The sequence below is a fragment of the Hafnia alvei genome, assembly GCF_900095695.1.
GTDB lineage: Bacteria > Pseudomonadota > Gammaproteobacteria > Enterobacterales > Enterobacteriaceae > Hafnia > Hafnia alvei_B.
Window position 1 is genome coordinate 91,282 of sequence record NZ_FMIQ01000081.1, and the last position, 21,314, is coordinate 112,595.

At 45.7% G+C, this 21,314-nt stretch carries 19 protein-coding genes and 1 tRNA gene; 6 read left to right on the forward strand and 14 right to left on the reverse strand.

Annotation, left to right across the window (positions count from 1 at the left end):
- Positions 1-131: 131 nt before the first annotated feature.
- Both ompC and BN1044_RS21655 read left to right on the forward strand, forming a co-directional pair.
- Positions 132-1,247, forward strand: a complete 1,116-nt coding sequence (gene ompC / locus BN1044_RS21650) for a porin OmpC (RefSeq protein WP_072310418.1) — start codon at positions 132-134, stop codon at positions 1,245-1,247.
- 49 nt (positions 1,248-1,296) lie between these two features.
- Positions 1,297-1,728, forward strand: coding sequence for an adenine nucleotide alpha hydrolase family protein (locus BN1044_RS21655; RefSeq protein ID WP_072310419.1), 432 nt, complete (start codon positions 1,297-1,299; stop codon positions 1,726-1,728).
- Positions 1,729-1,926: 198 nt separating this feature from the next.
- Here the strand turns inward: BN1044_RS21655 and selB are convergent, their stop codons facing one another.
- The 11 genes from selB to BN1044_RS21715 form a co-directional block, all read right to left on the reverse strand.
- On the reverse strand, positions 1,927-3,708 hold the full coding sequence (selB, locus tag BN1044_RS21660; protein WP_072310420.1) for a selenocysteine-specific translation elongation factor: 1,782 nt from the start codon (positions 3,706-3,708) through the stop codon (positions 1,927-1,929).
- Positions 3,696-5,099, reverse strand: a complete 1,404-nt coding sequence (gene selA / locus BN1044_RS21665) for an L-seryl-tRNA(Sec) selenium transferase (protein WP_072310421.1) — start codon at positions 5,097-5,099, stop codon at positions 3,696-3,698. The genes selB and selA overlap by 13 nt, the downstream gene beginning before the upstream one ends.
- A gap of 48 nt (positions 5,100-5,147) precedes the next feature.
- Positions 5,148-5,238 (reverse strand) — tRNA-Sec (locus tag BN1044_RS23635).
- Positions 5,239-5,292: 54 nt separating this feature from the next.
- On the reverse strand, positions 5,293-5,697 hold the full coding sequence (locus BN1044_RS21670; protein WP_072310422.1) for a GrdX family protein: 405 nt from the start codon (positions 5,695-5,697) through the stop codon (positions 5,293-5,295).
- Positions 5,698-5,764: 67 nt separating this feature from the next.
- Positions 5,765-7,063 (reverse strand): glycine reductase complex selenoprotein B, encoded by a 1,299-nt coding sequence (grdB, locus tag BN1044_RS21680; protein ID WP_081329646.1) that lies wholly within the window; start codon positions 7,061-7,063, stop codon positions 5,765-5,767.
- A 12-nt stretch (positions 7,064-7,075) separates the two neighbouring features.
- Positions 7,076-8,365: a glycine/sarcosine/betaine reductase component B subunit gene (locus BN1044_RS21685; RefSeq protein WP_072310425.1), complete on the reverse strand. Its 1,290-nt coding sequence runs from the start codon at positions 8,363-8,365 to the stop codon at positions 7,076-7,078.
- A 10-nt stretch (positions 8,366-8,375) separates the two neighbouring features.
- The gene (gene grdD, locus BN1044_RS21690; RefSeq protein WP_072310426.1) at positions 8,376-9,521 is read right to left on the reverse strand and encodes a glycine/sarcosine/betaine reductase complex component C subunit alpha; all 1,146 of its coding nucleotides are present in this window, start codon (positions 9,519-9,521) and stop codon (positions 8,376-8,378) included.
- Between the two features lies 1 nt (position 9,522).
- On the reverse strand, positions 9,523-11,121 hold the full coding sequence (gene grdC / locus BN1044_RS21695) for a glycine/sarcosine/betaine reductase complex component C subunit beta (protein WP_254663945.1): 1,599 nt from the start codon (positions 11,119-11,121) through the stop codon (positions 9,523-9,525).
- 30 nt (positions 11,122-11,151) lie between these two features.
- Entirely contained in the window at positions 11,152-11,628 is a 477-nt protein-coding gene (grdA, locus tag BN1044_RS21700; protein ID WP_081329647.1) for a glycine/sarcosine/betaine reductase complex selenoprotein A, read from the reverse strand.
- 60 nt (positions 11,629-11,688) lie between these two features.
- Entirely contained in the window at positions 11,689-12,003 is a 315-nt protein-coding gene (locus BN1044_RS21710) for a thioredoxin family protein (protein WP_072310430.1), read from the reverse strand.
- Positions 11,996-13,252 (reverse strand): FAD-dependent oxidoreductase, encoded by a 1,257-nt coding sequence (locus BN1044_RS21715; RefSeq protein WP_072310431.1) that lies wholly within the window; start codon positions 13,250-13,252, stop codon positions 11,996-11,998. Before BN1044_RS21715 ends, BN1044_RS21710 begins: the two co-directional genes overlap by 8 nt.
- Positions 13,253-14,100: 848 nt before the next feature.
- On the opposite strand from BN1044_RS21715, the gene BN1044_RS21720 reads away from it, so the two are divergent.
- Positions 14,101-15,498, forward strand: coding sequence for an alanine/glycine:cation symporter family protein (locus BN1044_RS21720; protein ID WP_072310432.1), 1,398 nt, complete (start codon positions 14,101-14,103; stop codon positions 15,496-15,498).
- A gap of 503 nt (positions 15,499-16,001) precedes the next feature.
- Positions 16,002-16,349 carry a hypothetical protein gene (locus BN1044_RS21725; protein ID WP_072310433.1) on the forward strand — a complete coding sequence of 116 codons (348 nt, stop codon included), beginning with the start codon at positions 16,002-16,004 and terminating at the stop codon, positions 16,347-16,349.
- A 70-nt stretch (positions 16,350-16,419) separates the two neighbouring features.
- Here the strand turns inward: BN1044_RS21725 and BN1044_RS21730 are convergent, their stop codons facing one another.
- The 3 genes from BN1044_RS21730 to wzzB form a co-directional block, all read right to left on the reverse strand.
- Positions 16,420-17,916 carry a C69 family dipeptidase gene (locus tag BN1044_RS21730; RefSeq protein ID WP_072310434.1) on the reverse strand — a complete coding sequence of 499 codons (1,497 nt, stop codon included), beginning with the start codon at positions 17,914-17,916 and terminating at the stop codon, positions 16,420-16,422.
- Between the two features lie 205 nt (positions 17,917-18,121).
- Positions 18,122-18,649, reverse strand: coding sequence for a GNAT family N-acetyltransferase (locus tag BN1044_RS21735; protein ID WP_072310435.1), 528 nt, complete (start codon positions 18,647-18,649; stop codon positions 18,122-18,124).
- Between the two features lie 88 nt (positions 18,650-18,737).
- On the reverse strand, positions 18,738-19,697 hold the full coding sequence (gene wzzB, locus BN1044_RS21740; RefSeq protein ID WP_072310456.1) for an LPS O-antigen chain length determinant protein WzzB: 960 nt from the start codon (positions 19,695-19,697) through the stop codon (positions 18,738-18,740).
- A 300-nt stretch (positions 19,698-19,997) separates the two neighbouring features.
- Between wzzB and ydfG the strand changes: the two genes are divergently transcribed.
- Together ydfG and BN1044_RS21750 are read left to right on the forward strand one after the other, a co-directional pair.
- On the forward strand, positions 19,998-20,744 hold the full coding sequence (gene ydfG, locus BN1044_RS21745) for a bifunctional NADP-dependent 3-hydroxy acid dehydrogenase/3-hydroxypropionate dehydrogenase YdfG (protein ID WP_072310436.1): 747 nt from the start codon (positions 19,998-20,000) through the stop codon (positions 20,742-20,744).
- Between the two features lie 188 nt (positions 20,745-20,932).
- On the forward strand, positions 20,933-21,280 hold the full coding sequence (locus BN1044_RS21750; RefSeq protein WP_175421637.1) for a DUF1283 family protein: 348 nt from the start codon (positions 20,933-20,935) through the stop codon (positions 21,278-21,280).
- Positions 21,281-21,314: the final 34 nt, after the last annotated feature.

Consider the following 21,314-nt stretch of genomic DNA (forward strand, 5'->3'; position numbering starts at 1 on the left):
ATGTAACGTGAGTAAATTATTAGCACGCTATATGTATACATAGGGAAAGGTTGCATCAAGGGAAGTGACATCAGATCAGTGCATAAGCGCAAACAAAAAAATCAATCTTTGTAGAGTAGGAGTAGAAAAAGATGAAAGTAAACGCAGTGGTATTTTTAGGTCTAAGTGCGATTTCAGCGTGTCTTGCCTCGGCTAATGCGGCCGAGGTCTACAATTCAGATGGCAACAAATTGGATTTGTATGGTCGATTCGATGCAATGCATTGGTTCTCTGGCGACAACGGAATTGACGGTGATCAGTCCTATTTGCGTTTCGGTTTTAAAGGAGAGACGCAAATTAACTCACAGTTGATAGGATTCGGCCAATGGGAATATCAGGCCAATCTCAACCGAGCGGAAAGTGAAGACAACAAGAACTTCACTCGTGTGGGATTTGCTGGGCTGAAGTTGCTGGATTATGGCTCCATCGACTATGGGAGAAACTATGGTGTTCTCTATGATGTGGCGGCGTGGACTGATGTCATGCCGGAATTTGGTGGGAATACGTATGGTGCTGACAACTTCATGTTCCAACGTTCTAACGGTTTGCTCACATATCGAAACAATGATTTCTTCGGGTTAAATGAAGACCTGAAGTTTGCGATCCAATACATCAATAGTAACGGTGGGCCAAGTGAGGAGAATAATGGGCGTGATGTTTTAGCTCAAAATGGCGATGGCTTTGGTATGTCGGTGGATTATGACATTGGCAGCGGTGTTAGCATATCAGGGGCATTCTTTAATGTAAAAAGAACCGATGAGCAAAATGGTTCTAAAAATAGCGACATTATTGGTCGTGGTAGTAATGCTGAAGCCTATAGTGTAGGGCTGAAATACGATAGTGAGCCATTTTATGCAGCTGTGATATATACGCAGGCATATAATGCGACACGTTTTGGTCGAACGAATAGTGCCGCTTACGGCTTTGCTGATGAGTCTCAGAACGTTGAAGCCGTCATTCAATATGCGTTTGATAATGGCCTTCGCCCATCGATCGGCTATCAGCAATCTCGTGGCACTAAAATAGATGGCTACGGTGCGCAAGACGTTTATAAAGATATCAACATCGGGGCGTTTTATTATTTTAACTCTAACATGTATGCCTATGCTGACTATCAAATTAATTTACTCCATGATAATCAGTTCACAAGGGATGCGCATATTGCAACAGACAATATGGTTGCTGTTGCCTTAAATTATCAGTTCTAAATAAAGTCACATTTTTCATTATTAAATTTTTATAAAATGACGACTAGTAATGTCATATAATAATATTTTACTGGTTCTAGATATTTGTAGCAAAGGTTCAGAGGCTTTACTTGACTTAGCTATATCTATTGCCAAGCCTTATGGCTCACGAATTTCCATTGTTTTAGAAATCTATGAACCAGAACTCTTTGCATTATGTGACTCATCAACGCTTGAGGGGTATAAAAACATATTTCTCTCCGAGGCTAGTCTTTTTTACAAAAGTTTAAGTACGGATATTGGCTATCCAGCAACAGTTATTTACACATATAGTACCGTATATTATGAAAGTGTTTTAAAAATGCAATCAGATTTTGATCTCGTTGTTTGTAGTAATTGTTATTATGATCTCGGGAGAAAGTCTGAGTTATTGACTAATGGCGAAGGTTCTATGCTAGATAATGATGTATTAATTTATCACATACCTAACTCATTAGATTAACCATGTTATGTGCCACTATAATTGTAAGACTTGTCTTGTTTAAGAGTGCTTTGATAAGCACTCTTTTTTTAACTATAGCATGCATGGAGATCAGTTTTTGAAATGCCAATAATAAAGACAATAGGGGATGCGTACGAATAATAACATGCGGGCCCATTAACCCACCTCACAGTGGTGAGGCTGGAATAATTAAGATGATTATTTTGTGTTGGAATACTGTTTTTGAATCATTCTTAAGTCGCCAACACGTTTTACCCAACCATCACGTTCCATTCTATTGAGTAAAGGGATTAGCTGTTTGCGGGCTAAGCCCGTTTTATCTCGCGCCTGAGCAATAGTAAATGTCTCACCAACAGAACCATACACGATAATTTCACCGATCAGCGTTTGATATTCTTCAGCGGTAATAAACAGTTTGTCCTCCATGGGGATAATCCATTTTCTTTCCATCAACGTTTTCAATAAATGCTGCATGCGGGGCTGCTTATGCTGGTTTGCGTCAAAACAGCGGCGTCCTGTGAGATTAATTTCGTGATATAAGGCTTGCTGTTCGGCATTAAGTGCGTTGGCTTTGATTCCAAATCGCGTAATTCCGTTGCTATGACGCTGCCAAAGGTTCGCTTGACACTGTTGCTCAACTAGCCCCTCGATCAGTGAGGTGGGAGAGTGAACCCGTTGTGCCATATCTTCAACGTTCACGGCCGACTCAGTATGTTGTAGGAGGCTGTTGAGTTCATTCAGGCAATATTCATAGTGATGTTGAGCAACCCACCAGGTCTCAACTAGACGGCAGTTCGGCGGCTGAAATAGCCCATCATCAATTTGTGTATAACCGTTCATGGCCGTAGAGATGTTGCAGTGCATTTGTTTGCTATCGTCACTGGTGTCTTCCATCATGGTTTTGAGCAATCGAGGGCGCTGTTCGCGGGATAGCGCATGTGCCCAGATTAATCTGCCCGCACCAATGAGGTGGCTACCGCCGGGAGACATGAGCAGCATCCATTGCCCCCAAAACGCCGGCAATGCTTTGCTCAATAAAAGGCGCGCCAATGTTCCGTCACCCAGCAAATAACAGCGGGCTTGCGTGTGTGTGGTTCCAATGGCAACCTCAAGCACACACTGTTTTTTCATTTCACTAAACTCTGGCCGCAGTTGTACTATCCACTCTGAACTATTGCTTACATCCGCAGTGTGGGTGGTTAGGCAGTCGCCACGAGCGACAGATTGTTTTTTTAACTGGCGAAAACTTAGGGCAATACGTCGATGCGGTTCGACTTGCTCACGAGCACTGTGGTAGCTGTGGAGTGATTTTACCTTCACACTTTGACCGCTAGGATATAGCGTCAAAACGTCGCCAAGCTTTATGCCTCCGCCTCGTAAGGTTCCCGTCACCGTGGTGCCGATGCCGTTGATGGAAAAGACACGGTCAATATAAAGATGTGGTGACGCACTGAGAGGTTTAGATTCCGGTATCTGGCGCACTTGCTGAATAATTGCCCTGCGAAGGTCATCAATGCCGTCGCCCGTTTTGCAACTCACTCTCCAGATATCCGGCAGCGTATCGGTTTGATCAAGAAATTTTTGTAGTATTTGTTCTTCGATACGTTGGATCTGCTGCTCGTTGGCCAAGTCACATTTGTTGATGGCGACCATGATATGTTTAAGACCTAGCGCGTTGACTACCCGCAGATGTTCCTGTGTCAACGCAGCCCAGCCTTCATCGGCAGCAACCACAAACAGCACTAAATCTAATCCCCACAGGCTGCTAACCATATTACGTAAAAACCGCTCATGGCCTGGTACGTCAATCATGCCTATTTCGTCATCTTCGGCGGTAGATAGTGAGGCAAAGCCTAAATCAATGGTCATTCCTCGCGAAAACTCTTGTGGCAGATGCGAAGGGTGAGAGCCGGTTAACGCGTGCAAAAGCGCTGATTTGCCATGATCGACGTGACCAGCGGTGCCAACTACTGCAAGCATAAATTCATCTCCTGTTTCAGGATCGCGTTAACTTCACTAAATTCGCTCTCCAGCAGTGATATAGGGAACAGCAACGCACTTTTCTTTTGTGAAACAGCAATTATTGGCGTCTTCGCTAAGCGTAAGCGATCGAGCCAGTCTGCAGCCGAATGCCAATTGGGTAAGCGTACGGCATAGGTGGGAAACTGTTTGCGTGGGGTGGTACCACCGCCAACCAAACAACGGGCTTTTATAGGCGTGAACTCCTCGCTGAGCCCCGCGCACAGCCGCTGCGCACGGGCCAGATGCCAATCGAGTGGCCGATGTGGCAATTGCTGTAAGCGATCTTGACCTTCGTCTTGCTGATTGAGCCGGTGGATGAGCTGAGCTTCAAGTAGGGCGTACACGGTTTTCCCTGGACGAAAAGCACGCATTAGCGGATGTTTTGCCATCAGACCGATCGGTTTTTGCCGTCCAGCAATCACGCCGCCTTGGGTGCTGTTTAGCATTTTATCCGTTGAAAAACAGACTAAATCTACGCCCTGAGCTAAATACCACGCGACGCTGCGTTCACCAGGCAACCAGTTTTCTTGATTACCGGAACCTTGATCGACCCATACCTGTACATGCTCTGGCAGTCGTGAAACCAGTTCACGTATGTCAGGCTGCGAGGTAAATCCTTCAATATAGTAATTGGAGGTGTGAACCAACAATACTGCGGCCGTATTCTCCGTGACCGCGGCGAGATAATCATCCACGGTGGTGATATTCGTGGTGCCAACGTCGCACAGTTTGGCACCCGAGCAGGCAAGAATTGTGGGGATACGAAAGCCACCTCCGATTTGAACCTGTTCGCCGCGCGAAACGAGCACTTCTTTACCTTGAGCCAGCGCCATCAGCATGAGGGTAAGTGCGGCTGCGTTGTTGTTCACCAGCAAACTGGCAGGTGAAGCGCAGAGCTCATTCAGCAGTGAGGGTAATAGCCCCATGCGGTTACCACGCGTGCCCAGAGCAAGGTTGAGCTCTAGATTAGAATAGCGACACACTTTGTCCTCGGCTTGGCGCCAGACATCCACAGGAATCGGCGCGCGACCAAGATTGGTATGAATCATGATGCCCGTGGCATTAATCACCGGCTGTAAGCGTTGCGACGCTGTGTGTCTTAAGCTTTGTAGTATTTTATTTTCAAGCTGCTTAAGGGTTGAGACTTCGCCGTTTTTGAGGCGCAATCGAAACTGTTCGGTTTGTTCTCGTACTAACGCAGTGACGATCGGCTGGCTAAGTATCGTAATAAACGATGCAATATTCTCTTGCTGCATCAACTTTTCGATCTGCGGAATATCTCTAAAGCTAAACGTTGCATTCTCAATGTTATCGTCGATGTTTACTGGCTGTTTTGTATGTTGAATCATCGCGCACTCACTATTGCAAAGCTCGGTCGCGCCGAGCTTTAAGAAGGGTGGCGGAAGCGGCAGGAATCGAACCTACCACAGCCGATAGGCTGACAACGGTTTTGAGGACCGCAGAGACCACCAGATCTCATCGACTTCCACACAGGCGATATTATTTTTGCTATTCCAGACGTGACGGACAGATGTTCAATTGCTAGGTTTTTTCCATCGTTTGAACAAAGCCTTGTGTCACTAAACTGAGATCGATCGTTTGAAAATCCTGCAGCGTCTCCTGTGAATAATGGTGCTGTTGTGGAATCGCCCGCATTTCTATAAAACCCTGAAAACGGGCAATGGCTTGTTCAATCATCAACAGTGAGTCCATATCCAGCGTGTCGTTGACTTCAAGTAATAGCGAACGATAGGGCGTTTGATAGGGTTTTACGCTGCCGCTTTCAGGATGCATTAATAGATGATGCCCCTGATGGATCGCATTACGTGCAGCCAGTAACACCTGTAAGTATCCCTCCTGTTTTGACAGCGATAATTCGCCATGCGCTGATTCACCATACTTTGCATACACCGCCGGATTGTTGGAAATGATGTAAGGAGCGTTCATCGTATGGGCCTTGTGTTGTATCTCCCTTTAGCGTTTGTGTTGCAACCAAAGGGAGATTGGCTATCAATTAAAAAACAGTTTGTTCATCAATCGGAGTTTCCAGCGCTTTCAATGCCTTAAGCACCAACTGACGGCGTAGTGCCTTCTCACCTTCTGCATCTAACTTCGGATTCCCCAGCGGGTGAGGTATTGCTACGGCGGGCACAATACGATTTGCCCCAACCGTGAGTGAAATTGGCACCACGGTCGCGATATGAACCACCGGCATGATTTTTTCTATTTCCTTAACCATCGTTGCGCCGCAACGAGTACAAGTGCCTCAGGTTGAGGTAAGTATGGCCGCGGTAACTCCTGCTTTTTGCAGCTGCATCGCGATATCAGCGCCATATTTGCGCGCATTAGCCACGGACGTACCGTTGCCGACGGTGGCGTAAAAATGGGAATACAGTTTGCCAATCGCGCCTTCTTTTTCTAAGTCACGTAATACGTCTACCGGCAACACGCGGTTTGGGTCATCGTTGCAGGCAACCGGATCATATCCCCCGTGAGCGGTTTCATAGGTTTGCGATGTCAGTACAGAAACGCCTTCTAATGAATATTCTCCAAACTTAGATGCGCTTGATGACTCGATGTGATCTGGATTTCCCTTAGGTACGACGCCACCGGAGGTCACTAGCGCAATGGTGGCATGGGGCATATCGGTAACGGGTGGCTGTGGAGGAACACGGTCAAACACCGGCATGGGATATTCGGTTGTAAACGGTTCGCCATGCAGTTTTTTCGTCAGCATCTGAACGGCACGCTGTGCGCCGTTGCTTTGGGCAAAATAATTAATACGCACGCCGCGCGGCAGATAGCCATCTTCCTCTGGGCTACCAAGTTTTCCATCGGTTTCGATATAGCGTTTAATCAAGTTGACCATTGCAGGCAGCGCAGTGCGCATACTAGCTGCGCTATTGCCCGTTTCTACGGCATACATCCAAGGGCGATAAAGTTCGTATCCCGGATTCTCAGGGTATATTCCGCTAATAACCGTGAGGCCCATTTCAGCCGCTATCTGGGCAACTTGCCCACAGGCCATACCATAGCGGCCAGCATTGAATGCAGGGCCTGCAACAACAAGATCAGGTTGATATTGTTCCAGTGCGGCCTGCACAAATTTTTTGCTTTCTTCAAGGTTTTCATTGAAATAGCTGTCGCCACAAATAATAGTTGCGACAATTTGATGATCGTCGGACAACATTTTTTGCATTTGTTGACCGATGGCGATAGGCCCGTCATGAATTTCAGGAGGAAGATTGGCGGCCTCTTCACCGCCTTTCTGACCAAAGAACTGATTGATGTAATGTAAAATACGTAGGCTCATGGCTTTTGCTCCTTATCCACTGTGCGCCGAAAGGGTATGAATACCCAGTTCGCTTGTTGCACCCGTGATAGCCTGCAGTTCAACGGTGATACTGCCATCTTCGTGTAAGCTACCGTCAAATCCCCCGGCAATCATGTTGGCATAAACGTTATGGCCAATAAGATGTTTCATGGGCGGCAGGGTGATGAGCTGGTTGGCATTGCCTGCGGTGACCACCGCGTCACCTGCGGGATGTGCATCCGCGAGTGATTGGCTCTCTCCGCCACGCCCAGCATATTCATCGGTGAGCAACACGGTTTTGATGCCGATAGTTTCAAGCTTGCGACAGTTCATCATTAGGTCGGCATCAGGATTACCAAAACCTTCCTCAGTGATAATGACGCCCTGTAGCCCCATCTGCTCAGCCAGTTTTGCCACCATGTTTGATGAGCGAACTTTGTCACTTAACGTCACATTCTCGTTGGTAACAATAACCCCCATGAAGTTGAGATCTTTCCCGTGGCGTTGATAGAGTGCATCGATGACGGGATTATTTTGGTGGCTATAGGTGGTATTTTTGTCACAGGCAGAGACGCAATTCCCGCTCACAATGGCACCATCCATGGTTTCGGTTGGATACATTAATGTGGGTAAAATATTTTTAACATCAATGCCATAGAAATAAGTGTCGTGGAGTAACCCCTGGCTCTGCAACATATATACGTAACCGACCGCAGGGAGTAAGGGAAATTGCGCCCGCTGTTCAGCAGACGGCAGTGTTTCAAAGAATTGGCTGTGTTCAATGGGGGCATTTTTAACCTGTTCAGCAACCCAGCGCGCAGTTTGTAAGCCGACACGTCGTAGTACTTCTTCGTGTTGGTATTGATTGCAGTGCTCATTCACTTCGATGCGTAGCACCAGATTGGTTAACGTTGAGTAGGGCGTGTAGGCGGCACCAGGGCCGCTCATATCAATAATTCCTTCTTGAAAACCAACAACCTTGCCGGTTGTCACCACCGCAATTCCTTTGAGCGCTAGTGTTTTTCCACCTCCGACCATACTTTCTTCGCCGCTGATAAAGCCGGGAAAACAAGCACCTTCAGAAAGCTTAACTCGCGGTTCAATAACATCTTTGACCGGCATGATGCGAACGTTATCGCCGGGTTTTGCAATCGCGGTTTCCACTTCGATAATGTGTGGATGCAAAGAATAAATAAAGGTCTCGAGGGACTGCTGGTTAATTTGTAGATGAGCGCCTTGTAACTGCGTCTGCTCACCAAACGTTAATTGATCAATATGTATAGTGCCAAGTTCCAGTTTCATCGTTGGCTCCTTAATTCAGAAATGTGCGTAAATGTTTAAGTGCGTCCGCACGATTTTGGTGGTGTATCATCAGCACGGGTCCCGTACAGCCCATGCCTGTTTCTGCATAGATACCCTGCAGCCAAAGACAGCGCTGCGCCTGATCCAACTGCAAAATATCGATTCCATGAATCTCATCATCAACGACGGTTTTCACGGGAGTCGGCACGCTATCCTGTGTGTTTAGCGTGGACGTGCTTGATGGATCGTCAACGACAGCGTTACGGGTTAATAACTGTTCGATACCAACGCGTTGGGCATGCTGCCAACGTGCTTGCCACCGTTTTATGACCTCACGTTGTGCCATTTGGGCGCAGAACTGCATAGCACCGGCAATCGTCGCTATGCCACTGGCTCGTGAGATAATGCAGACTATTGCGTGTTGGTGGGGGCCGAGTCCTACGCCATAGCCGCAGCCCGTGGTTTCAACCTCACCACCGCTCAGGCCAGCACTCCACAGTTTGATGAGCAAATTCCCGGTGAGAGTGTCACAAACCATCACATTCGGGATTGCGCGGATGAGATCATTGCCTCGCATTAAGGCTCCGCCGTCAGCGCGAGAAGAGGCGGCAAAATTGATGGGAAATCCCGTAAGCGCTAGGCGTTGCAGAATGCGCTCAGCGGCAGGGGCACCATCGACATTCAGTATCCCAAGCGTTGGGTGTGAGATGCCTAACGCATCAGCAACAGCCAGACCTGCCAGTGCATTTTTCACCAATGCATCAGCTCGACGAGCGTCACTGCTGCCCGTGGTGCTGGACAAAACCATGCGGCGACCGCTGGCAACGGAGTGGATCTGTGTTGCCGTCGTGGTGCCTAGTGCAAAGTTGTAATGCAGCGTTACCGCGCCATCAATGTCACCGTTAGCCAGCAGTCTTTCCATAATCTGATGAGCTTGAGCCAGCGTGTTCGCATGATGATGGATGGATCCTTCCAGTCCTTCTGGGCCAATAATGACGGGATCAATGTTTCCTAGAACATCGCTAGCGGCTTGCATAAGATCGCTGTTGGGTAACTCACTGCCTAGCGCGGTAAGGGCTATTTTCATCCGTGGGGCTTTGCTGCTTAACGTATCGGCGACATCACGTAAAGCCTGTGAAAAGGAGGTATATGTCATGCTATTCCTCCCGCGCGCTATCTAATGTGTCCGCCACTTTACGCATCGCATCGGCGAGCATGGTGGCCAACGGTTGCCCATCTACAGGGCTGGCTAGATCGTCTACGCCGGTGTTTTTTTCGATCAATACGCTCACGCCGTCAAATTGATTGGTCATACGTCCTAGGAACAGACTTCCTTTGCCAACGACCATAAAGTTTTTAATTTCATTCGCGTGTATGGCGCGTATACCATGCCCAATGTAGGGTATTCCCGACGGAATATGTCCCTGCGTTGGCGCAAATCCCGGCATGCCGTGTTGGCTAACAAAGTTGGGTATCTGTGCGCGTTCAATCCAGCCTTCAAGTACGCTTAAAGCCGCTATCATGCGGTAGTTGGCTTCTGGGACATTGCCTGCACCAGCAGGATCGGTAATTTCAGGGTTTTGCATTTCGACGCTGAATTTATCCACGTCTAGCGATGTCATACCTGCGGCTTTGAGGGGAAGAGAAATCAGTGAAGACATCACGGCCTGTGGTGAAGAGCCGGTGCCGACGGTATGCCGGCCAATCACATGGGTGTTTATCCGTGGACTGATCCCGTCATCTTGACTAATCAGCAGGGCAAAACCGCCGAGCATATCTTCCAGCAGCGGCATTTCATGCTTGATATGGTCGCGTCCGTTCATACCCAGTTTGGCGACAGAGCCACCGGCAATAACTAGCACATGTCGGTAGATCCCACTTTGTACTAACGCAGCAGCATTAATAACAGCATGCACAGGGCCGGCACAAAAACCACGCATATCAATCCCTGTCGCCTTTTGGCAGCCAAGACTCTCTGCGATTGCTTTGGCAAGGTTACCGCCACCGCGCTGATTGATGTCACCAATTGCCTCTTCAGAACATTCGATAACATACTCAACTTGTTCCAGCTGTGGCATGGGGATTTGCCAACCAGCCATGACCGCAGTCGCTTTTGTCACGAGATTTTCCAACATGACATGCGCACTAAGATTAATATCCGTATCGTGCGCGGCTTTAACACACCCAACCAGCGCTTTCCCGAGATAAAGCCCCGCCGCATGATGATTAGCGACCGCGTCATACAGTTCTTCGTCATTGAGTAAAATCGCTTTGTCAAAAATCGGCAGACTCGACATCTTTGGGTGTTGCTCAATCAGTTCAGCGGTGCGGGCAACAAAATCTGGGTGCCATGCGGTTAGTTCAAATGAGTCTACGTAGTTAAGTAGGGCATAGAGCAGCTCTTGAGTGAAGATCTCGCCAGACTCAGCCCGAGCGTTCATTGGTTTGTTGCAAGCACACCACGGCATCGCTATTGCTGATAGCTGCGGTGGCGAAATATTGCCGATGTAGCATTGATTTGGCGGATAGTTGACGGCGTGTTCAAAGTTGCGCAGGTGGTGATTCATCTCATCAAGATATGGGTGAGAAGGTTGTTGCTCCCGTATCTGTTGCGCGGTAGAACCGTGCCAAACCAGCAAATCTGGTGCGTGAGCCAAAATGTAGCCCGTATTCAGAATCACTGCATGTCCCATAAAATACTCCCAATATTGGATGGTGACCCCAACCACGCGAACCTTTGCGCCTGATTCATCCACGCAAAGCCACCGTTCCGGTTGGGGGAACGTCTATTGATTAAGGTACTTACAGTATTGCGCTCGGTATTGGCTCACTTCCGCAACGATAGAATCGATATCGAGAACCATCTCCATCATGCCAACCTGCTGTTGATAAACGTCATTGCTGACGGCCTGTTTAATTTCATCTTCAACGATGTGATAACACAGGAGTCCCAACTGAACTCCAGCCAGAGGGCCTGCAAAAGTCGGATCGCCGTTAGTGACAGTTTCACATGCCAGACCAGATGCCTCAGCTTCTGCGCCACCCAGAATTACGACTAAATCTTGTGGTGGGTATTTTTCTGTCAGTGCTTTAATACGACGCTGATTTTCCAGATCCATTGCTCCGGCGCTGGTTCAGACAAAACATTCCGTTGTGCTGAACACGACCTCTGCGCCTGCCGACTTCACGCAGGCTTCGATTGCAGGGCCTGGCACACCATCTCTATCACCTAGTATTATGATTTTCTTGCTTTTTAAATCCACTTATAACCTCCAGTTGTTGTAAGTAACGCTTAGAGTCAAGGCTTAAAGGTCAATGCAGACCTAAGCCAAAAGTGTTGTTATTGCCTGTTCAATTTGCTCCCGGTCGAGTGTTTCCCCGCTGATATGCTGTATACGCTCGCCATTTCGATAAAAGACGATGGAGGGTAGTCCCATCACTTTCTGCTGCATCGCCAAGCGGCGATTCCCCTGAATATTCAAGCTGCAAAATGTCATTTTGTTGGCGTATTTTTCTGCAAGCTGATGTATATCGGGCATTAGCTCTTTGCATCGGGTGCAGTTTTCGCTCCAAAAATCGACTAAAACAAGTCCGTTAGCGGTCTGTTCAGTGAAGTTATCTTTATTCAATTCAAGCATTGAGTGACTCCTCTAATAACTCGCTGAGTTCTGATTCATTGGGATGTTCGAAACGCCGCGTTTCTTTGCCGCGCTCTAGGCCCACTAGCGTCGGTAGCTGACAAACGTGATAACGGTTAGCTAAACGCTGGTTTTTGTAGGTATCGATCGGGACTAACTGCCAGTGTGAATCATCGTGAGTACGTGATTCGAGCTCAGTCATTAACGCTACGCTTTCAGGTTGCAACGGTGACCAGAACAGTACTAATGAGCATTTTTCTGATTGCAGAATATGGTGCGTCCAAAAATCTTCTTGCTCAATGTATTGACTGGCTGCCACGGCGGCGCTGGCACCATCACCAGCGGCGGTAACGACCTGACGAAGGAATTTCTGACACACATCACCCACGGCGAAAATGCCAGGCAGCAGGGTTTCTTGCTGAGTATTGACTTTGATATAGCCCGCAGAAGTCAGCGGCAATTGTTTTCTGTGCGGTTCAAGCCAATCTGTTTGTGGAACGGTGCCTACAAACATAAATACGCCGTTGGTCTCAACAAGACGAGTGACGCCTGTTTTAACATTTTTAATTTCCACACGCTGTACCAACTCATCGCCGATAATGGCCGTGACCACGCTATTCCAGATAAAATGAATTTTAGGATTCGAGAATGCTTGCTCTTTAGCAATCAGATCCGCATCTAAATGTCCTTCAGCATGAATAACAATGAGCGTAACTTGATTGACATAGCGAGTGAGAAATACCGCTTCTTCAATAGCCGTATTGCCAGAACCAACAACAATAATATCTAGGTCAGTATAAAAGTCGGCATCACAGGTTGCACAATAAGAAACACCGCGCCCCGCAAATTCTTTTTCTCCGGGAATACCTAATGTGCGTGGCCGAGTACCTGTGGCAATAATAACGGCTTTGCTGATAATGCTTGCACCGTCTTTAAGTTTGAGGACCTTTTCTTGTCCATCCTTATTAAGGCTGAGTGATATCACTTTGCCTAGTTGAAATTTAGCGCCGAAGTGAACGGCATGTTGATGGAATTTATCCATCAAACCATGACCACTGTCTTGCAATATACCAGGATAATTTTCTAACTCAGCGGTGGTACTACATTGGCCACCCATTTGGCGTTTTTCTTCAATGACCAATGTTTTTAAACGGGCTCTTGCAGCATAAATCGCCGCACTAAGTCCTGCTGGGCCACCACCAATAATAACGATGTCATACTGTGTTATGACGTCAGGTTTTTGATTCATAGAGACTCCTGTATTGGCTGAGCAAATTGAGGTAGATGCCATGAGCACAGCACAAACTGGGAGTGGTTTTTATTGGTATTATTGAATGATGGGTAGCGATATAAATATCGTGAAAAATCAAGGTTAATTACTGCGCCGCAGTAGGATAGGGTAAGTCAGCGAAGTGTTTTTAGCAGGGAATATAACGTGTTAAATAACATCATCGACTCCAGAAAGTTAGTGCTCAACGCCAAGGCATGGTTAGTTGTATGCTTTAAATATAATTGCTTAGCTAAGGTTAAACTGTGATGAGTGTTAGCTAAAATAATTGATTTTTTTAATACTTATCTTTTTGTGATTTAGATCAATCTAACATTTACTTATAGAACTCATCAATAACTCGTTGATGGTTTGTTGTTATACGATTTTTCTTACATCGTGATTTTATGTATTAACTTATTTAAAATGCACAAAATTACCCATCTTCGCTATTAAAACTCGGGTCGGATATATGTGTATTTATGGATATGGTCACATATTTTTATTGGAAATAGGGTGTATATTTTTATAGTTCATACAATCTCCGCACTTCAGATACCAGAATGGAGAATGGGTATCATGATTCTACAGCGCTATATCTATAACCATCTCATCACAGAACAATGACGCTATATTAATGACTGTGGTGCAGTCTCTCTACCCAGCCTAAAAACCGCTTTATTGCAGGTAACTTTTGTACAGCCTAAATCTGTATTATCCCACTTAATTTTCAATAACCTACCTATCAGCATAAGACTTCGCATCGGCGTAGTGCCGATCGTGAGTTTTTTTCAATTATCCTTCGCATCCATAAATATTAGGTGTTTATTATGAATGAGTTAGAGATCATCATCAATTCCATTAATAAAATCTTATGGGACTATTTATTGATTGTACTCCTTTGCGGTATAGGTGTTTATTACACGATCCGTTTACGATTTATACAAATCAGCCGTTTTAAAGTTGGGATTATCAGCCTTTTTAGAGGTGTCTCGCTATCAGGAGAAAAAGCGGGGAAGTCTGGCATGAGTTCCTTTCAAGCCGTGGCGACTGCCATCGCAGGGCAGGTGGGGACAGGCAATTTGGCTGGACCCGCAACCGCAATAATGGCGGGTGGGCCTGGTGCGATTTTTTGGATGTGGGTTTCCTCATTTTTAGGCATGTCGACTATTTATGCTGAAGCTATATTGGCGCAGAAATTTAAATCTACCGATCGCAACGGGCAAGCTGTAGGGGGGCCTGCTTATTACATCGAGCATGGATTGAAAATGAAATGGTTAGCGATAATTTTTGCCGTACTCAATATTCTGGCTTTAGGCCTTGTTGGTAATATGGTGCAATCTAACTCTATTGCGAATGCTTTTCATCTCTCCTTTGGCATCAGTACCTGGATTGTGGGATTGTGCATCGCGATACTCGTTGGCTTGGTTGTGGTGGGAGGACTGCACTATATTGCAGCATTAAATGAAAAACTCGTGCCGCTGAAAGCAACGGTTTATGTGATTGGGGCCGTGCTTATTTTATTGCTTAACTATAACTATGTGTTTCCTGCATTACATATGATTGTCGTTGCTGCGTTTAATCCGCAGGCCGCACTAGGTGGTGCGATTGGAGTTTCAATTCAGCAGGCTGCACGTTTTGGTATTGCTCGCGGATTGTTCTCGAATGAAGCGGGAATGGGTTCCACACCACATGCTCATGCCGTAGCAAAAGTTAAAAATCCAGAGGATCAGGCATTCATTGCCATGACAGGGGTGTTTACCGTCTGCGTGATCGTAACATTAACCGGATTGGCGATAGTCAGCACTGGGCTGAAAATGTTGGATTTACAAGGACTACCGGTATCAGAGTTTTTACCGTTCATGGGGAAACATGGGACAGGTATCGCAGTAACGCAATATGCGTATACGCTGATTTTTGGCTATTGGGGTGGGGTGTTTATCACTGTTTCCCTGATGTTTTTCGCTTTCTCTACGATTATTGGTTGGTACTACTACGCAGAAACTAATATTCGCTATCTTTTTGGCTCCCCGTTATCACTGCGTATATTTCAAGCCTTAATGCTGTGCGCGCTGTTTGGCTCATCTGTGTTTAAGGTCGATCTGATTTGGAATATGGCAGATACGTTTAATGGCCTGATGGTTTTGCCTAACGTTGTAGCGCTAGCGCTGCTTTCACCAATTGTGATTAAGTACACCGAAACTCATGTTTACTTGCGTCAGCCATAACCAAGTCATCATGATAATGTCAGCGATGAGACAGGCATCAAGATTGATAAAACCCATGAGAATTGATTTCAGTATTGGTAGCGCTCTGTAAATTCTAGGCGGTTGATGTACCCATACTTTTTTAGATTTCACAGAGCGCCGCCAAAATCTAATCTACTGATTTCGAGGGTCAGCGAGGCTAAGTTAAACGAAATAAGTATGCAACAAGGAGCAAATGAGTGAGGGGTAGGGAAATGCTGTTTGGATGCCTTATCAGTCAGATACTCAATTTAACATAATATACATTATACGAACCATAGTAAGGATAGGTAGAATTTAAAGGTTTTTGGCCATGGTTGGACTCATCTGCTAATACGCCGCCGGCGTACCTAACCCGACAAATTTTCGGGCACATTCTTCGAGCCTAATGATAAATGTAAGTTAAGCTGTTGAGCTGAGGTTCAGAGCAAGGCTGCTCAAAATCGTTACAATAGTGACACCATCACCAATAGGAGCTTATCAATATGTATGAATCAAAAAATATGCCCGTGATTTCACTTGGTGCGTTTTTAAAACGTCTCTCACTACATTTTGGTGGCGCTCTTGTTCTAATAATCACTACATTACTTATTGGCGTCGTAGGACACATGGTTTTTGATACCAATATCAATTGGCATGATGCGACATTAAACAGCGCGTTTATCGCCAATGGCATTGGCCCATATTTTATTCCTCAAAGCTTAGCCGGAAAGGTCTTCTTTGCGTTTTATGGGATGTTTACCAGCCTAGTATTTATGACAACCTTAGGATTAGTGCTGGCACCTATTGCTCATCGGATATTGCATCAGTTTCACTTGGATGCTGAAAATTAAGCAATATCTAACAAGAAACCCAATCTGATGATTGGGCCTCTTCATTCAAGAACGCTCTATCCGTATATCATCAATCCTTCTTCGCTTTGTTGGCAAAGAAAATGTCAGACTGAATATCTTTGGTGCGGATGGTGAAAATTTCATTGGTAAGATCTTCGGTAAGTTTCTCTGCATCTGCCATGACACGAAGATTGAAATCATTTAGCATTTTATCGGCTGCGGCCTTATCTGTTTTCGCCAATTTTAGATATTGTGCCTCAGTTTCTTTTTGTTGATCCGCAACTTTCGCTTCCCAGTCTAGATATGCTTTCTGGACGACCGGCGCAAGTTTCGGGTAATCCGTCATGACCAATGTTTGTAGTTTGCGATACTTCCAGTAGATCGACTGGCTGTCAGCGTGGTCCGAGCCGGTGGCATAATTAGCAGGGAAAGACGTCAGCCCACTGTAATAAGGAACAAACGCCGTTAGGTCAGCCATTCCTAATCCCACATAAGTCACTTCACCGATTTCTTTTGGTAACTCGGGGCGTACCTGCATCACATGTGCTTCATAGGTTCTGAATACGCTGATTGGTCGCCACTCTTCCTTACCATTTAGCCCGTTCGAATACGGATCGTGTTTGGTGCCTTGGTAGTGATTACGCAGAATGGCTTTAACTTCATCAAGCGTAACTTTCTTTTCTGGTGTTAGGAAAACCGGAGACTGTCGCCCTTCTGCCATAACTTGCTTAACCGACGGGTTTAGCTGTTTCTGTATTGTCCAAACACGCGGATCGTTATAAGTCCGGTCGCGCTCATCATCGCGGGTGTAGGCTTTAGAGAAATTAAATTTGCCGTCTGTTTTAGGCTGATAAAGCCCCTTTTCTACTGCAAATTCAACCAGATTCTTTGACCCCATAACGTTAGGATCTTTAGGGTCATAGTTTTGTAATCGTCCTTGGTTGGCGGTAGCAAAGTATTGATTATTCGGCACTCGCTGTGCCATCCACTGATGGCCAGACCCCGTTTCTAAATACCACAATTCTTTCTCATCTACCACGGCAACGCCAAATCCCTCACCTGCCCCTTTGGTTTCAATAATATGCCCCAGTAACTTCACCGCCTCGCGTGCAGTTTTGGTTTGTGACAGCAAAATATCCGGGATATCGTCCTCAGTAATCCCTGTTTCTTCAACATAAGGGTCAAAAGCAAGCGCTTTAGGTGATGCGAATATAGACTCGGTTCCGCTCACGCCAACACCGGCTTCATTAAATCCAGTCGCGCCATGCAGCTGTGTTTTCCAATTAGGCACCGTTGTATAACGTAATGAATCTTTCGGTAAAGGATAGGTAAAATCATTCGCACCATTATGTGCTTTAGTACTGTATACCCCTGTCTGATTCTGTTTTGCAGGATGAATAACAAAGTGCTGCGCCTTTAATGCATCACTATCCGCACTACGTGCAATAATAATAGAACCATCTGCCGTGGCCTCATTGCCCGCTAAAAATGTCGTGCAGGTAAAACCCGTTGAGATTAATGCCATATTAATGGATAAAGCAATCGCGCACTTTTTCAAAGAATACATTCCTATTCCTTATTTTCCTGGTTTAATTAATTACCCTTTGCTATCAATCATGCTGATGCGCAGGAAAGTTCATGTAATTAAATAAGGGTAGCAATGAGTGGGATGCGATTACCGTGACAATGCTCCCAAGGCGATTGAGCAACCTTAGGATTATGCACACATTTTTAGAGAGGTAGGCTCTTTTGCAGATATAAATATAAGGTGATCAGTTTAAGATCATGACTACGTTTTGTAAGTCATTGAGGAAAGTCACATATTGACTATTGGTAATAATTTTTTTGCTGCTCAGCACCACTAATTCATGGTCGTTAATCTCTGAATGATAGCTTGGATGAGTATGGGAATAGCTGTTTTCAACAAACCCAAGACTTTGGTAGAAACGTAAACGCCTATTCGCAATTTCGGTCGTCAACGGATCTATTTCTAAGATTGTCTGCGGGGGTTGAGACATAAAACATTCTAGAACTTTTTTGCCATATCCCTGAGAGCGCAAGCTTGGATTAATTGCCAGATGCTCGATATAGACATAGTCTTTAAACTTCCAATATCCAATAAACCCAACAAATACATTATCATGATGCCAAGCATTTAGATGGTATTTCTGGTTATCAAGCGCTGCCTGCTTCGCCCTTTCATCTCGCTTTTCATGATAAGGAAAAGCACTTTCATAGAGTTCATCTACACTTTTATAAAGTGGGTTGTCCATTTTTCCTATGCGCGTAATGCTAAACATCGATATCCTTCTTCCTCTAGAAACAATCGAGGGCGATACACCACGTTTTCTTGATGTGCCGCCCTCGTAGGTTAATTCTAATTTACCGTTAAGCCGCTTGCTTCTCTTTTATATTACGGATAAGTCCCTTGCACAATACAATTCCGCTACCGATCAAACCACCTAGTAATACGGATAGGATTAATATTAACGATTTTTTCGGTGCGTCTTTCATGACTGGCAATGACGGCTGTTGTGAGAATGAAAATGCTTCGAATTTATCATTACCGCTATCGCTAAGTTTAATCTCGCGCAGCGCTTGTAATGTTTCTCGGTTAGAGTAATAGCTATCACTTAAATACAACGGCCAAGAAGTTTCATTGGCAATAATTGTTTTTAACGCAGGCTCACCCAGCATAAATAGCATTTCATCAGAAAGTCCGGTGACCTCTTTGACAGCTACGCTCTTAGTGTTTGTAGCTTCTGCAACTTTCAATGCTTCCGATAAGGCATTTAAGCGACGTGCTTTTTTCTCCTCAGCCGTTTTTACCTGAGAATCTAATGCAGTATTAATGGCCTGCATTCTCACTGCCAATGCCTTCTCAGCATTTGAATAAAAGCTGCTGGAAGTTTGCTTGTTAACTTTATTTAAAATGGTAACCAATGATTTCTGTGCGTCCTTCGCCGTTTCAGCGCTAAAGCTCACGGTAAATGAATCTCTGCTCCCGGAGGTTGTCGGCTTAATCTCCAAGGGTTTTTCTGGCAGAAACGTCAGTGTTTCAGCTGAAACACGGGATACAAAGTTAGCAAACACATCATTGCTTATATCTTTGCTATTGCTAGGGTCAATAACGGCCACAGCCGTAGGATAATCCGCCAGCTGGCCTAGCTGCGGAGGCGTAATAATCGCTGTCGATGTCCATTTCTCTTTTGCAACGGCTAGATATCCAATAGCCAAAACGATCGCAATACAAACAGCCGCAATGATTGTTTTCTTTCCGTTCCATAACTGTAATAGCAGGTCAAGCAGATCAATCTCATCAGTACCGTTTTTTTGCTCAAGACTCATAGGATTTCCCATACAAACTCATAATTACATTAGCTGACATTGCTCTTAAACAAATAATATATCGCCATTTCAATTTAAAGCGATTGTTATATCGTGTACGTATATGAATGGCGATAGTACTAAATCTGCAACCGGTTCTCAATGGAATAACTCCCTGTTCTGCCTATATTTTGGCTAGGAATGTTCCGTATTTTCAAGTATAGATGCACGTCATTATCCTGCCCCGTGTCATGGCAATTTAGCTCGCTTCTGGTAGATTGAAAGGCCTGTTCTTTCGCTAAATTAACGAGGCAATTGAGTATGAATATATTTGTAACCGGAGCCACCGCTGGATTCGGTGAGGCGATAACGCGCAAATTTATCAAGAACGGACATTCGGTGATTGCGACCGGTCGTCGTTTAAGCCGTCTCGAAACGTTGAAAGACGAATTGGGTGATGCATTAACTATCGTGCAACTCGACGTTCGCAACCGAGCGGCCATACAGCAGGCGTTAGAGAGTCTTCCGGCAGAGAAACGTAGTATCGATGTTTTAGTTAACAATGCGGGGTTAGCTTTAGGTTTAGAGCCTGCACATAAAGCAAATGTTGATGATTGGGACACCATGATCGACACGAATGCCAAAGGTTTGGTTAACATGACTAGGGCTATTTTGCCCAATATGGTTGAACGCAACGTCGGTCATATTATTAATATCGGCTCGACGGCAGCTAACTGGCCATACGCCGGTGGCAATGTGTACGGTGCGACAAAAGCGTTTGTTAAGCAATTTAGTCTTGGTTTGCGTGCAGACCTACACGGAACCCAAGTGCGGGTTAGCGATATCGAACCTGGACTGGTCGGCGGTACCGAGTTTTCAAACGTTCGTTTTAAAGGCGATGATGAGCGCGTAGGGAAAACATACGAGAATGCCAATGCATTAAGCGCAGATGATATTGCTGAAGCCGTGTATTGGGTCGCTACTCTGCCTCCACACGTCAACATCAATACCATTGAAATGATGCCGGTCAGTCAGTCTTTTGCCCCGCTGTCAGTCTACCGCGGCTAAATTTCACGACATTGTAAACTTCTGTTTTCGCACTAAACCGTACTGAAACCAACATTTTCGCAAACTATCAGCGGAACTGACGGAGTGCTATAGTGTCTTCATATCGAGAATGATGGCCTGAAAGACGGTTATTGTGAAAAGAGGATAGCGAATTGAAACTGAATAAATTGCAACTGAATAAATTGCAAATGGCCGCTCGATGGCTGCCTTTAGCCGTAGCGATCATGATCGGTGGCTGGCAGGCCACGGCTTTAGCCGATTCTTGTGCGTCAGGCAGCACCTGTGTCTTTGGCTCTAGCGGCGGCCAGGATAACTCCCTGACAAAAGAAGATGCTCGTCAGCAGAAAGAACAATGGGACGATACCCGCTCTCTGCGCAATAAAGTTAATACCCGCGTTGAGAAGCAGTTCGACAAGTTCGACACAGCTGTAGATTTGCAAGACTCATGTGAAAAAAGCCTAAACGTTAATGCGTACTGGGAACCGAATACCCAACGTTGTTTAGATAGAAATACCGGACGACCGCTTAATCCATAAGCATTAAGTTTAAACGCTTTTGCAAGGATCCTTG